Source organism: Amycolatopsis sp. WQ 127309, from assembly GCF_023023025.1.
In the GTDB taxonomy this organism is placed as follows: Bacteria; Actinomycetota; Actinomycetes; order Mycobacteriales; family Pseudonocardiaceae; genus Amycolatopsis.
The window spans coordinates 2,922,467-2,936,061 of record NZ_CP095481.1; the positions used below are offsets into that span (position 1 = coordinate 2,922,467).

The window sequence follows — 13,595 nt, forward strand, 5'->3', positions numbered from 1 at the left end:
CCGGGGGACGGCCCTGATCAGGGCTTTTGCGCGTGATTTCGAAGGCGTCGCGGGAATCGTCGGAATTGCCACCCGATCGGGTTATATTGGCCCGGGGTTCGCCTCCCGATGCCCGATAACCTGGCGGGGCCGGCAGGGCGACGAGGTGAGGGGGCCGGGTGGTCTACGCGGTCGTGGTGGCGTGGCTGGTGCTCGCCGCGATCGTGGTGCTGACCTGGGGTCGGCTGGGCACCGACCGCGGCCTGCGCGGTGTTGTCCTCACCCTCACGCTGGGTCTTTCGCTGCTGCACCAGCTGTTGTTCGCGACCGTCACGGAAGACGCGCTCGTTTCGTTCCGGTACGCGACGAACATCGCCGACGGCAACGGCCCGGTCTTCAACCCCGGTGAACGCGTCGAGGGTTATACGAACTTCTTCTGGCTGGTGCTGATCGCCCTTCCGCGCGCCGCATTCGGCGCCGACGTGCAAACCACCGCCGTCGTGTTCGGGGTGCTCTCGGCCCTCGGTTGTGTGTTGCTTTCCTACTTCCTCGTCAACCGGGTGGTCGCGGCCGCGACGCCGGAGGGCACCGAGCCGCGGCCGGCGATCGGGGTCGCCGCCGCGGTGCTGACGGCGGCCGCCGGCGGGCTGGCCGTCTACGGGCCGTCCGGCTCCGAGGTGCCGCTGTTCGTGCTCCTCGTCCTCGCCGTCTGCTACTCGCTCGCCGCGCGCCGTCCGGTCGTGGCCGGGGTGCTCGTCGCGTTCGCGGTGATGACCAGCCCGACCGGCCTGGTGGTCGGCGTCCTCGGCGGTCTCTGGCTGGCCGGTGCCGCCGTGAAGAAGCAGCACAGCTGGTGGGCGCCCGCGGGCTACACGCTGGGCGCGCTGGTGTTCCTGATCCCCCGGCTGGCCTGGCGGCTGACGTTCTACCAGCACTACGTCCCGGCGCCGCTGGCCGCGAGACTCGGCGGCCCGTTCGGCGCGCAGGTGGCGGGCGGCTGGCCGTACCTGTCCGGGTTCGCCTTGGTGCACCAGGGTTTCCTGCTACTCGCGCTGGTCGCCGCGGTCGCGCTGCTGCTGCGTCGCGCGGCCGGCGCTGCCCTGGAGTCCCGCGCGCTGATCTGGCTGATGTTCGCCATGACGGCGGGCCTCGCCGCCGCGGCCGTCCTGTCGGGCGGTGACGCGGGGCCGTCGTGGCGGCTGCTGGCCGCGGTGCCGCCCCTGCTCTCGGTCGGGTCCGTCGCGGCGTACGGCGTGCTGACGGCGGACGTCGACGGGAAGCCGTCACCGCGGCCGCGCGCCTGGCCCGCCGGCACGCGATTGGTCCCGGTGACCGCCTGCGGCCTGGCCGGGATCGCCGTGCTCGTCTCGGTGTTCAGCCCCGAGATGCTCGGCCGGGTGCGCGACTGGCACACCTACGGCACCGAGCTCACCGAGATCGGCGGCTGGCTGGGCACGTACCTGCCGCCGGGGTCGGTGGTCAGCGCCGCCGCGCCCGGCGCGCTCTCGGCCCGCGGCGGGCAGCTGCTCATCGTCGACGTCCTCGGCCGCACCGACGACCACATCGCGCGTGACGGAACGCACGACGGCGGGTACGCCACGGACTACGACTACGTCGTCAACCGTCGCCGCCCGACCGTCGCCGTGCCCGCCGACGGCGGTTACGCCGACAGCCAGCACTGCACCATCGACCCGGTCTACGCGGGCCAGTACGAGGTCGCGACGTTCCGCCGGGTCGGCACGCCGTACTGGGTCTCCGTCTACCCGCGGGTGGAGCAGGCGAAGTCCGTGGTCGACGACCTCGACAAGGATCCGGACTTCCGCTACGTACCCTGTCCTTCGTGAAACTCGACGTCCCGAAGCAGCGGCTGACCACCGGGGCCGCGCTCGGGATCGGGGTCTTCGCGGCGTCGTTCGCCCTGTTCGTGGTGCGGTTCCTGGTGCCGCGCCCGATCGCGATGTCCAACAACGGCGACGGCCTGCGCGTGCTTTGCGGCGCCGGCATCACCTGGCACGGCGGGCCCGAGCCGTTCATCCACCTCGCCTACAGCGCCCCGCCCGGCGCGGCGCCGTGCCGGCCCACCTACCTGCTGACGCAGAGCTGGCTGGCCGACCTGGCCGTCCGGCTCGACGGCCTCTTCGGCTTCCCCGCGACGCTGAGCCTGGTCGTCCTCGGCCTGCTGAGCAGCCTGATCGCCGCCGCGGCCGTCGCCGCGATCGTGCTCGGCCTGCCCTGCGGCCGCCGGGCGCGGCTCGCCGTGGCGGCCGGGCTGCTGCTGGTCGTCGCCGATTCGGCGTTCTTCGGGTACTTCGCGGCGGTCCTCGGTGAAGGCGCGGCCTTCCTCGGGCTGCTGCTGATCGCCGGCGGCCTGCTGCTGACCGCCCGGGAGGGCCGGTGGAGCTACGCGGGCATGGCCGTGACGCTCGCCGGTGGCGTCCTGGCGGTCAACGCCAAGGTCCAGACGCTGACCATCCTGCCGATCCTGGTGGTCGCGATCCTGCTGGTCCGGCCGGGCACGCTGCGCGGGGCCCGGCGGTGGGCGGCGGCGGTGCTGGTCATCGGCGCGCTCGGGGCCGTGACGCTCGCCGCGCAGCTGAGCGTCGAGCCCGCCGTCACCCCCGAGGGCACGCTCGCCGAGCTGCCCGGCGACGACTCGCGCGAGATCAACATGTTCAACACGATCTTCCTGAACATCGTCGACGGCCGGCACGACACCCAGGCCGACCTGGCGGACCTCGGGCTGCCGCCGTCGTTCGCGCAGTACGCGGGCAACGGCTGGTGGCACCCGCACCCGGCGCGGATCGACCCGCTCTACCCGGCCTACCGCGACCGGATGGACCGCGCGAACGTCATCGCCTACTTCGCGGGCCACCCCGGCCGGACGCTCGGGGTGCTGAACCGCGCCGCGACCGACCAGCTCACCGCGCGGCCGGACTACCTCGGCAGCTTCGACGAGTCGGCGGGCTTCGCGCCGCACGCGCAGGAGTACCGGGTGCCCGTCGTGTCGTGGCTGACCGGGCTGATCGCGCCGCTCGGGCTGTTCGCGCTGGTGCCGCTGTGGCTGCTGGTGGCGGCCCGGGCGTGGCACCAGCGCCGGGCCGCGCTGGGCGTCGTGCTGGCGTTCCTGCTGGTCGTCTCGGTGACGCAGTTCGGCATGGCGGCGCTCGGCGACGGCATCGAAGGCGTCAAGCACCAGTCCGTCGCGCTGTTCACGCTGCTGCTGGCCCTGGTGCTCGCCGTGCCCGGCCGGCGGGCCGGCGTGCGGGCGGCGTGAGGTTCGCCCGGTTTGTGTTCTTCCCCGCTGAACCCACGGCCCCAACCTACGGTCCCGTAACCTGACGGGATGGCTGACTTCGTGTACCCGCCCGTGATCGCGGCGGCCCGGGCGATGTTCCGGGTACTGGACAACCGCATCCGGGTCGAGGGCGCGGAGCACATCCCGCGCACCGGCGGCGCGGTCATCGCGTGCAACCACGTGAGCTACCTGGACTTCATCTTCTGCGGCCTCGGCGCGCGCCCGGCCAAGCGGCTGACGCGGTTCATGGCGAAGCAGGAGATCTTCGACAACAAGATCGCCGGGCCGCTGATGCGCGGGATGCACCACATCCCCGTCGACCGCGCCGCCGGCATCGCCTCCTACCGCGAGGCCCTCCAGAAGCTGAAGGACGGCGAGGTCGTCGGCGTCTTCCCGGAGGCGACCATCAGCCGGTCGTTCACCGTCAAGGAGATCAAGTCGGGCGCCGTCCGGATGGCCGCCGCGGCGGGCGTCCCGGTCGTGCCGATGGCGCTGTGGGGCACCCAGCGGCTGTGGACGAAGGGCCGGCCGAAGGACCTGACGCGGCGGCACGTGCCGGTCTCGATCCTCATCGGCGAGCCGATGCACCCGGCGAAGGGCGACGACTGGGACGTCGTGACGAAGGAGCTGCGCGACCGGATGAGCGCGCTCGTCGACCGCGCCCAGGCCGACTACCCGGACCGGCCGGCGTCCGACGAGGAACGCTGGTGGCTGCCCGCCCACCTGGGCGGGACCGCGCCCACGCCGGAGGAAGCGGCCGAGCTCGACAACCGCTCCTGACGCCTCAGAACCAGCGCTCGAGGACCTGCGCGACGCCGTCGTCGCCGGCCGGGCCGGTGACCTCGTCGGCCACGCCGAGCACCGCCGGGTGGCCGTTCTCCATCGCCACGCCGTGGCCGGCCCAGCTGAGCATCTCGAGGTCGTTGGGCATGTCGCCGAAGGCGATCACCCGGTCGGCCGGGACCTCGAAGCGCGCGGCGACGTCGGCGAGGCCGGTCGCCTTGGTGATGCCGTGCGCGGCGATCTCGACCAGCCCGCCGGACGACGAGTAGGTGGCGTCGACCTCGCGGCCGAACAGCGAGTCCACGGCTTCGGCCATCTCCTCGGACGTCATGCCGCGGTGGCTGACCAGCAGCTTGATCGCCGGGTGCCCGAGCACCTCGGCGCGCGGCCCGGTGCGGCCTTCGTTGTCGCCCCACGGGTTGTGGTAGTCCGGCTCGATCACGAAGTTGCGCATGTCGTGGTCCACCGCGCCGATGGCGACGCGCTCCGAGGCCAGCCGGCAGCCGGGCAGCGCCTTGTCCAGCGCGCTCGCGATGTCGTGCAGCAGCGGGGGTTCGAGCAGGCCGTGGACCTCGACGATCTCCTCGGTGCCGCAGTCGTAGAGCACAGCGCCGTTCGCACACACCGCGTACCCGGTCAGCTCGAGCGGCCGCGCGATCGGCGCGATCCAGCGCGGCGGCCGGCCGCTGGCCAGTACGAACGGCACACCGGCCTCGATCACCCGGCGCACGGTCGCGATCGTGCGCTCGCTGAGGGCTTCGGACGGGCCGAGCAGGGTGCCGTCGACGTCGGACGCGATCAGAAGGGGTCTCTCCACCCCGTCATTGTCCCTGACACGTCCGGGTGAGGTTCCGCCCGTCTGCGCGAATGTCGGTGGTTCCCGATACGTTCCGACCTTCCTCCCCGCCGCCACCCTCAACGGAGAAGCTTCGCTTCACTGTTACGTTCCGCACTGTGCGAGTAGGCATCGTGATTCTCCCGGAAGATCGTTGGTGGGCCGCCGAGCCGAAGTGGCGAGCCGCCGAGGAGTACGGCTTCGACCACGCGTGGACGTACGACCACCTGGGCTGGCGCAACCTGGTCGACGGCCCGTGGTTCTCCGCGATCCCGACCCTGACCGCGGCGGCGATGGTGACCTCCCGGATCCGGCTCGGCACCTTCGTGGCGTCGCCGGTCGCGCGGCACCCCGTGCCGTTCACGCGCGAGCTGACCACCCTCGACGACGTCTCCGACGGCCGGTTCGTCCTCGGCGTCGGCGCGGGTGTCGACCACCGGCACTACGACGGCGAGGTGCTCGCCGCGCCGGAGCTGACGACCAAGCAGCGCGTCGACCGCTTCACGGAGTTCGTCGAGTCGCTCGACGGGCTGCTGATGACCGACAAGTTCGACTTCGACGGCGAGTACTACAAGGCCCGCGGCGCCCGGAACCTGCCGGGCACCGTCCAGCGGCCGCGGCTGCCGTTCGTGGTCGCGGCCAACGGCCCGCGCACGATGACGCTCGCGGCCCGGTTCGGCGCGGGCTGGGTGACCACCGGCAAGGGCGGCGAGACCGTCGACGCCTGGTGGCGCGGGATCAAGGAACTGACCGGGGTCTTCGACGAGCGTCTCGACGCCGTCGGCCGCGAGCGGGCGGGCATCCAGCGCCACCTCAGCCTGGACTCGTGCCCGGTGTTCTCCCTGAGCAGTGTGGAGGCGTTCCGCGACGCGGCCGGCCGCGCGGGGGAGCTGGGCTTCACCGACGTCATCTCGCACTGGCCGCGGTCGTCGTCGCCGTACGAGGGCCACGAAGCCGTGCTGGAGCAGGTGGCGAGCGACGTCCTGCCGGAGCTGCACGCTGGGCCGAACGGGTGACATCCGGGTAGCCGGGAAACCGATTGCCGTCCCTCAGGCGTCCTTCAGAGCAGACGTCAAGGATCACCCCGGGGGTGGTTGGGGGACGGGGAGCCCTCGTGGCCGCGGCACGGGGCGCCGCGGCCACGAGGGCTTTGTCCTACTTGGTGATCCGGTAGATGACCGCGCCCGGGTTCCGGTAGACGACGCTCACGAAGTCCAGCCCGTCCAGCTTCTGCAGGCCCGGCGAGATGGGCGTGTCCCGGCGGATCGTGCCGCTGCCGACCAGCACGTAGTGCACGTTCAGCTGCCGCGCCACCGCGCGGACCCGGGGGTCGGTGTCGTAGTCGCGGAAGTGCGCCGCCAGGTAGACGGCGTCGGGGTTCACCGCGCCGGCGTCGTAGTGCGCGGCCACCGGGTGCACGCCGGTCAGCGCGTACATCCACGCCGTGCCGTCGAGGCGGTCGTTGAGCACCTTCTGGTCGCCGGGGATGCCCAGCGTGCCCAGCCGGTCCATCGCGTCGATCTCGTCCTGGCTGACCGGCGGGACCACCTCGCCGGGCAGGCCGTTGTAGTAGAGCAGCGACACCGTCTTGGCGTTGGCCGCGCGGTAGAACCCGCCGGTCAGCACGCCCATCGCGACCACGATCAGCACCGCCGTCGCCAGCCCGACGCGGCCGGTCAGCCACGGCCGCGCGCGCACCCAGGCGCGTCCGCCGGCGAGCTTCGCCAGCCACCGCTGGGCCTCGCTCATGCCGTGCGCCGCGATCAGGCACATCGGGATCGCCGCCAGCGCCATCAACCGGAACCGGTCGTTCCACCAGGGGCGCGAGAGCGAGATCACCCAGTCTTCGCCGCCGAAGCACGCGACGACGACGAACAGCGCCGACAGGCCCAGCGCCGAGAGCATCACCCAGCGCAGCCGCCGCAGCGCCACCAGCGTGAGCGCGCCGAACGCCAGGAACACCGTGAGCCAGATCTGCGGCACCGGCAGCACCTGCTTGAACGTCGCCAGCATGGCCAGGGCCTTCCACACCGCCATGTGCGAGCCCCACGGGTGGTACGGGTACGACCCGGACGTAAAGGTGATGGCGCCCAGGATGTGCGGCGCGGCCAGCAGGCCGGCCCCGGCCATCACCGGGATCATCTTCAGGACGTCGCCGCCCGCGACGCGCCAGGCGGCCTTGCCGTCGGGGACGCCGTCGACGCGGCGGCCGCGCACCGCCCGGTACCAGCGCTGCACCACCAGCGGCAACGCGAACAGGATCGCGCCGAACAACGCGCTCGAGTGCGCGGCGAGCAGGCCCGCCGCGCTCAGGGCCAGCACCGCGCCGGTGTCGACGCCCGGCCGGACCACGAACCGCTGCAGCGCGACCGCGGCCAGCGGCGTCAGGACGATGCCCAGCGCGAACGGCAGCAGGCCGCTCGACACCGACTCGTACGCGCCGGTGGTGGCGCCGCCGGCGACCAGCGCGGCGCAGCCCGCGAACACCGCGCGGCCGCCGAGCTGGCGCACCAGGGTGACCATGGCCAGCGCGAACAGCCCGGCGATCGGCATCGTGACGGCGTTCAGCGTGACCGGGATCGACGTCCCGGACAGCTGGTAGACCAGCGCGCCGACCAGGTGGTAGGCGTTCGGGTAGAACGAGCCGCCGGGGTACCAGTTGAGGGTGCCCATGCCGGTCAGCGAGCCGTCGCCGGTGTCGGCGATGTAGCGGATGCCGTTGGCGTGGAAGACGGTGTCCCAGCGCTGGAAGACGGCGGTCGTGCCGCCGCGGCCGGACACCACCACGGCGATCGACACCGCCGTCGCGATCCCGACGCAGCCGGCGACGGCGAGGTGCGCCCGGCGGGTCCACGCCTGGTGCGGCTCCTCGGCGCCCGGTGTCATCCACCCCCGGGTCACGGCCAGCCGGCGCAGGCCGTGCAGCACGGCCGCGAGCAGCAGCGTGCACGCGGCGACGCTGAGCGGGCCGTACGGCACGTGGGCGATCGCCAGCCAGGGTCCGGCCAGGCCGGTGATGGCGTAGCTGAGCAGCGGCGCGAGGCCCGCGAGGGCCCAGCCGCGCAGGCCGGCGGCCCACCCGACGACGCCGCCGGGGACCGCCAGCACGGCCACGTAGGTGGCCACGGCGGCGAAGTAGCTCCAGAAGTCCTCGGGTGCAGGCACTGCTTTCCAGGTGTGTCGTAGGCCGAAATGTGATAGTCGGGTGCGGGCCGGGATACCGACCTGCGTACCCTCGACGCCCGTGAGCGCGCACACGAACCCCGCCAAGATTACTGAAGCCGATTTCGCAGGTTACGACCTCGTCGTCGTCGGGTCCGGATTCTTCGGCCTGACCGTCGCCGAACGGGCCGCGGCCGAGCTGGGCAAGAAGGTCCTCATCCTCGAGCGGCGCAGCCACATCGGCGGCAACGCCTACTCGGAGGCCGAGCCCGAGACCGGCATCGAGGTGCACAAATACGGTGCGCACCTGTTCCACACGTCGAACAAGCGCGTGTGGGAGTACGTGAACCGGTTCACCGAGTTCACCGGCTACCAGCACCGCGTCTTCGCCCGGGTCAAGGACCAGGTCTACTCGTTCCCGATGAACCTGGCGCTGATCAACCAGTTCTTCGGCAAGGCGCACACCCCGGACGAGGCCCGCGAGCTCATCGCCAAGCAGTCGTCCGAGTTCGAGACCGACACGGCGGAGAACCTCGAGGAGAAGGCCATCTCGCTGGTCGGCCGGCCCCTCTACGAGGCGTTCATCCGCGGGTACACCGCGAAGCAGTGGGAGAACGACCCCAAGAACCTCGGCGCGAACATCATCACGCGCCTGCCGGTCCGCTACACCTACGACAACCGGTACTTCAACGACACCTACGAGGGCCTGCCCGTCAACGGGTACACCGCGTGGCTCGAGAAGATGGCCGAGCACGAGAACATCGACATCCGGCTGAACGTCGACTACTTCGACGTCCGCGAGCACATCCCGGCGGGCACCCCGACCGTCTACACCGGGCCGCTGGACCGCTACTTCGGCTACTCGGCGGGCCGGTTCACCTGGCGCACCGTCGACTTCGAGTCCGAGGTCGCCGAGACCGGTGACTTCCAGGGCGCCCCGGTCGTCAACTACAACGACCAGGAAGTGCCCTACACCCGGATCATCGAGTTCCGGCACTTCCACCCGGAGCGGGACTACCCCAAGGACAAGACGGTCATCTTCCGCGAGTTCTCGCGCTTCGCGAAGGAAGAGGACGAGCCGTACTACCCGATCAACACCCCGGACAACCGCGAGAAGCTCGAGGCCTACCGCGAGCTGGCGAAGACCGAGGCGCGCGAGAAGAACGTCCTGTTCGGCGGCCGGCTGGGCACGTACAAGTACCTCGACATGCACATGGCCATCGGGTCGGCGCTCTCGGCGTTCGACAACAAGATCGCCCCGCACCTGACCGACGGCGCACCGCTCGACGGGTCCCTCGATGCTTGAGAAGGGCGCCCCGAAGGGCGAGGTCGCCGTCCTCTCGAAGGCGCAGGGCTTTCTGAAGAGTGACGTTTCGGTGAAAGCCGCGCGCGGCATGTCGCACTTCGGTGAGCACGCCATCGGCTGGTTCAGCATCGGCCTGATCGGCGCCGCGGTCGACAAGAAGCGGCGCAAGGACTGGCTGATCGCGTCGGCGGGCGTCGTCGGCGCCCACGCGGCGTCGATCGCGGTGAAACGCGTGGTCAGGCGGCCGCGGCCGGACCACCCGAGCGTGGAGGTTCTGGTCGGCACGCCGAGCAAGCTGAGCTTCCCGTCGTCGCACGCGACGTCCACGACGGCGGCGGCGGTGCTCTACTCCGGATTGACCGGGCGTAACCTGGTGCCCGCCCTGGTACCGCCGATGCTCGCCTCGCGGCTCGTGCTCGGCGTTCACTATCCGACAGACGTTCTGGCCGGTGCGGCCCTCGGGGGGCTCGTCGGTGGTCTGATACGACGGAAGCTGAAGAAGAACCCATGAGCGAGACGACCGAGCAGCGCAACAGCGACGAAGCGGCCGTGACTCCTGAGGCACCGGAGACACCGGTGACGGCGGAGACGACAACGGGGACCGCGGCACGCGGCCCGTTCGGCCTGGTCGGCGGCGTGATCAAGACCGCACGTCCGCGCCAGTGGGTGAAGAACGTGCTGGTCTTCGCGGCCCCGTTCTTCGCCTTCTCGAAATCGACCGACCGCACGGGCCTGCTGCTCGACGCGGTCGTCGCCTTCGTGGCCTTCTCGCTGGTGGCGAGCTCGGTCTACCTCATCAACGACGCGGTCGACGTCGAGGCCGACAAGGCGCACCCGACCAAGCGGAACCGGCCGATCGCGGCCGGGATCGTGCCGGTACCCGTCGCGTACGGGTCCGCGGTCGTGTTCTTCCTCGCCGGCCTCGGCGTCTCGTTCCTCGCCAGCTGGCAGCTGGCGGTCGTGCTGGCGGTCTACGAAGCCGTCCAGCTCGGCTACTGCTTCGGCCTCAAGCACCAGCCGGTGGTCGACCTGGCCATCGTCGGCTCGGGCTTCCTGATGCGCTCGATCGCCGGTGGTGTCGCGGGCGGGCTCGCCCTGTCCCAGTGGTTCCTGCTGGTCACGGCGTTCGGCTCACTGTTCATGGTGGCCGGCAAGCGCTACGCGGAGATCATGCTGTTCGAGCGCACCGGGGCGAAGATCCGGTCGTCGCTGAAGAAGTACTCGGCCAGCTACCTGCGGTTCGTCTGGGCGACGTCGGCGGCGATCCTGATCATGTCCTACTGCCTGTGGGCGTTCGAGATCCGCCAGACCGAGCACAACTCGGTGTGGGCGCTGATCTCGATGGTGCCGTTCGTGGTGGCGGTGCTGCGCTACGCGGTGGACGTCGACGGTGGCATCGCGGGCGAGCCCGAAGAGATCGCGCTCAAGGACCGCGTGCTCCAGGTGCTCGGCGCGACGTGGGTGGCCACGCTGTTCCTGTCGTTCTACCTGTGAAGTCTCATGGCCGATCGACAGGTTGGCTTCAGGTTCAGCACAGCTGACGGGGTCACCCTGAGGTGGTGGGGGCGGGCAGCGCGCTCGTCCCCGTAGACCACAGGAGCGACCATGACCGACCAGCCGCGCGACCCGAACCAGGTCCCGCCGAACGCGGGCGCGGAGCAACCGGCCGCCGAACAGCCCACGGCCCAGGCCGGCGCGGCTGAGCAACCGGCCACGGCCCAGCCCGGGCAGCCCGCCGCCGCACAGCCGTCCGCCACGGCCGCGCAGCCTTCTGCTGCGCAGCCGGGGTCCGAGCAACCGACCGCTGTGCAGCCCTCCGCCGCGTCTGCGACCGGGCAACCGGCAGCCGAGCAGCCCACTGCCGTGCAGTCCTCCGCCGCGCCTGCAGCCGGGCAGCCGGGAGCCGAGCAACCGACTGCCGTGCAGCCGCCCGCGCAACCGGCGGCTGGGCAACCGGCGGCTGGGCAACCGGCGGCTGGGCAACCGGCCACCGGACAGCCGTCATCCGGGCAGCCGACCATGACGCTGCCCTCCGCTGGGCCACCGTCCGCCGCTCCGGGTCAGCCCAGTGCCGCGGCCCAGCCCGGCGCTGCTTCGGCGGCCGACCAGACCGCCGCCCACGGCCAGCAGGGCCCGCCCACCCCGCAGCTCAACCAGCCCGGCCCCGGGCAGGCCTACGGCGCTCCCGGCCCGGGCTACGGCGCCTGGGGCGCCCCCGCAGCGGCCGCACCACGGCAGTCCGGCGGGCTCCGCCGGTTCGTCGGGCACCGCGCCACCCAGCTCGTCGCCGTCGGGATCCTAGGGCTCCTGATCGGCGGCGGCATCGTCGGCGGGATCGCGGCGGCCACGAGCCACGGCGGCGGCCCCCGCGACGGCCGTCCGGGCATCCACCGCCAGTACTCCGGCCCCGGCGCAGGCCCGGGCACGGACGGCCGCGGCGGCTTCGGCAACCGCGGCGGCGGCAACTCCGGCAACACCAACCCTGATCCCGGCAACCCCAACGGCGGCAACTCCGGCAGCACCGACGGCACGAACGGCTCCGGAGCCGGTATCTGACCCACCTCAGAGCCGTCACTTTCGCCGTGAAAGTGACGGCTCTGGTGTCACTTGATACCGGTCAGATCACGTTCGCGTCACGAGCAGAGTACGGTGTTCGTGATGCGAAGCGCCTCCGCAGAACTCGACGAGGCCACCGGTGCGCTGCCGGTGGCCCGGCCCGCCACCCGTCCGTGGATCCTCCCGGCGGGTGCCGCGGTGGCGTCCGCCGTGGTGTTCGCCCTGGTCAGTCGCCATCTGATCGATGACACCTACATCACGCTGTCCTACGCCAAGAACCTCGCCTTCCACGCGCACTGGGGCCTGATCGAGCAGGGCACGGCGAACACCGCGACGTCCCCGCTGAACGTGCTGGCCCTCGCCGCGGTCACGTTCGTCGTCCGCGACGCCGTGCTGGCCGCCGGGATCGTGTTCGTCGCCGCGCAGGTGGGGCTCGTGCTCGGGCTGCGCCGGCTGGCCGGGCGCGTAGGCCTGCCGCCGGCGTTCGCGCCTCTGACGTTCGCCTTGCTGCTGGTCAACCCGCTGCTGCTGTCGTCGGTCGGCCTGGAGGTGGCGCTCGGCGCCACCGGCGTCGTCTGGACGCTCGTCTACGCGGGGGAGCGCCGGCCGGGCCGGCTGGGGCTCGTGATCGGGCTGCTCGCGCTCGTCCGGATCGACCTGCTGCTCATCGCGCTCGTGGTGTTCCTGGCCCGCCGCGAGTTCTGGGACGGCATCTGGCGGACGGTCTTCGGCGCCCTCGCCGTGACGCTCCCGTGGTTCGGCTTCAGCTGGCTGGTGCTCGGCTCGGCCGTGCCGGACACGCTGGTCATCAAGATCAGCCAGCAGTCGTGGGGCCCGTTCAGCTTCACCAACGGCCCGCTCCTCTACTGGCGCAACTTCCCGGCCGCGGCCACGCTGTCGTTCCTGCCGCTGCTGCTCGGCGGCCTGGCCGGGCTGCTCTGGCTGGTCCAGCTCCGCCGCGGCTCGGCGACGGCCCGCCGCCTGACGCCGTTCGCGATGCTCGCCGTCGCGGGCGCGTTGCACTACCTCGCCTACAGCCAGCTCGGCGTCCCGCCGTACCACTGGTACTACGCGCCGAGCATCATCGGCGCGACGATCTTCCTGGGCGCCTGCGTCACGGCGGCGCCGCACCGGGCGAAGCAGGCCGCGTGGACCGGCGCCGGCGCGGTGCTCGCCGCGAGCGTCGCGGTGTACGTGCTGCCGGGTGTCCCGCGTCAGTTCGCGCCGATCACCAGCAACCACGCGTCGACGACGGAGTACCGCGAGATCGGCCAGGAACTGGCGGCGATCGCCCACGGCCGCACGGTCGAGACGGCGGGCGAGGTCGGCGCGCTGGCGTACGCGTGCGACTGCGAGCTGGTGGACGAGTTCTCCGACCGCGGCGCGGTCGACCCGGCGATCGCCGAGACGAAACGCCGCAGCGGCGAGCTGGGCCGCGCGCTGCTCGAGGCCAACTTCCACAACTTCGACCACAGCGTCGCCCCGATCAGCCCGCAGCTGGTCCTGGCGACCACGCGCCACGCACCGCCGTCGACGGCGCTGGCGAGCTGGCGCATCGACTCGCCGTGGATGGGCCGGCAGAACCTCTACCTGATGCCCGCGCCGGCCCCCGGAAGCTGACCCGCCGGCGCGTTGTCCACAGGCGACGTCTGATGTGGACAACTCGGCCCGCCGGCGGC

At 71.9% G+C, this 13,595-nt stretch carries 11 protein-coding genes; 9 read left to right on the forward strand and 2 right to left on the reverse strand.

Annotation, left to right across the window (positions count from 1 at the left end):
* Nucleotides 1–158: 158 nt before the first annotated feature.
* The 3 genes from MUY22_RS13415 (at nt 159) to MUY22_RS13425 (ending at nt 4,054) form a co-directional block, all read left to right on the forward strand.
* Nucleotides 159–1,823, forward strand: a complete 1,665-nt coding sequence (locus tag MUY22_RS13415) for a hypothetical protein (protein WP_247059920.1) — start codon at nt 159–161, stop codon at nt 1,821–1,823.
* A complete protein-coding gene (locus MUY22_RS13420) occupies nt 1,820–3,253 on the forward strand; it encodes a hypothetical protein (protein WP_247059921.1) in 1,434 nt (477 codons plus the stop codon). Before MUY22_RS13415 ends, MUY22_RS13420 begins: the two co-directional genes overlap by 4 nt.
* A gap of 69 nt (nt 3,254–3,322) precedes the next feature.
* Nucleotides 3,323–4,054, forward strand: coding sequence for a 1-acyl-sn-glycerol-3-phosphate acyltransferase (locus MUY22_RS13425; RefSeq protein ID WP_247059922.1), 732 nt, complete (start codon nt 3,323–3,325; stop codon nt 4,052–4,054).
* A 4-nt stretch (nt 4,055–4,058) separates the two neighbouring features.
* Here the strand turns inward: MUY22_RS13425 and MUY22_RS13430 are convergent, their stop codons facing one another.
* The gene (locus MUY22_RS13430) at nt 4,059–4,859 is read right to left on the reverse strand and encodes an HAD family hydrolase (protein ID WP_247063860.1); all 801 of its coding nucleotides are present in this window, start codon (nt 4,857–4,859) and stop codon (nt 4,059–4,061) included.
* A gap of 152 nt (nt 4,860–5,011) precedes the next feature.
* Here MUY22_RS13430 and MUY22_RS13435 point away from each other — a divergent pair, with 152 nt between their 5' ends.
* Entirely contained in the window at nt 5,012–5,908 is an 897-nt protein-coding gene (locus MUY22_RS13435) for an LLM class flavin-dependent oxidoreductase (protein WP_247059924.1), read from the forward strand.
* Nucleotides 5,909–6,047: 139 nt separating this feature from the next.
* On the opposite strand, the gene MUY22_RS13440 is transcribed toward MUY22_RS13435, so the two are convergent.
* A complete protein-coding gene (locus MUY22_RS13440) occupies nt 6,048–8,057 on the reverse strand; it encodes a DUF6541 family protein (protein ID WP_247059926.1) in 2,010 nt (669 codons plus the stop codon).
* Between the two features lie 79 nt (nt 8,058–8,136).
* Between MUY22_RS13440 and glf the strand changes: the two genes are divergently transcribed.
* The 5 genes from glf to MUY22_RS13465 all read left to right on the forward strand — a co-directional run bounded on the left by glf (nt 8,137) and on the right by MUY22_RS13465 (nt 13,536).
* Nucleotides 8,137–9,360, forward strand: a complete 1,224-nt coding sequence (gene glf, locus MUY22_RS13445; RefSeq protein ID WP_247059928.1) for a UDP-galactopyranose mutase — start codon at nt 8,137–8,139, stop codon at nt 9,358–9,360.
* Nucleotides 9,353–9,871 (forward strand): phosphatase PAP2 family protein, encoded by a 519-nt coding sequence (locus tag MUY22_RS13450; protein WP_247059930.1) that lies wholly within the window; start codon nt 9,353–9,355, stop codon nt 9,869–9,871. The genes glf and MUY22_RS13450 overlap by 8 nt, the downstream gene beginning before the upstream one ends.
* Nucleotides 9,868–10,854, forward strand: coding sequence for a decaprenyl-phosphate phosphoribosyltransferase (locus tag MUY22_RS13455; protein ID WP_247059931.1), 987 nt, complete (start codon nt 9,868–9,870; stop codon nt 10,852–10,854). Before MUY22_RS13450 ends, MUY22_RS13455 begins: the two co-directional genes overlap by 4 nt.
* Nucleotides 10,855–11,379: 525 nt before the next feature.
* Nucleotides 11,380–11,916, forward strand: coding sequence for a hypothetical protein (locus tag MUY22_RS13460; RefSeq protein WP_247059932.1), 537 nt, complete (start codon nt 11,380–11,382; stop codon nt 11,914–11,916).
* A gap of 102 nt (nt 11,917–12,018) precedes the next feature.
* Entirely contained in the window at nt 12,019–13,536 is a 1,518-nt protein-coding gene (locus tag MUY22_RS13465; RefSeq protein WP_247059933.1) for a hypothetical protein, read from the forward strand.
* Nucleotides 13,537–13,595: the final 59 nt, after the last annotated feature.

Coding starts and splice junctions, on each gene's coding strand:
- MUY22_RS13455 (WP_247059931.1), top strand. CDS start 9,868: ATGAGCGAGACGACCGAGCAGCGCAACAGCGACGAAGCGGCCGTGACT.
- MUY22_RS13450 (WP_247059930.1), top strand. CDS start 9,353: ATGCTTGAGAAGGGCGCCCCGAAGGGCGAGGTCGCCGTCCTCTCGAAG.
- MUY22_RS13425 (WP_247059922.1), top strand. CDS start 3,323: ATGGCTGACTTCGTGTACCCGCCCGTGATCGCGGCGGCCCGGGCGATG.
- MUY22_RS13460 (WP_247059932.1), top strand. CDS start 11,380: ATGACGCTGCCCTCCGCTGGGCCACCGTCCGCCGCTCCGGGTCAGCCC.
- MUY22_RS13465 (WP_247059933.1), top strand. CDS start 12,019: ATGCGAAGCGCCTCCGCAGAACTCGACGAGGCCACCGGTGCGCTGCCG.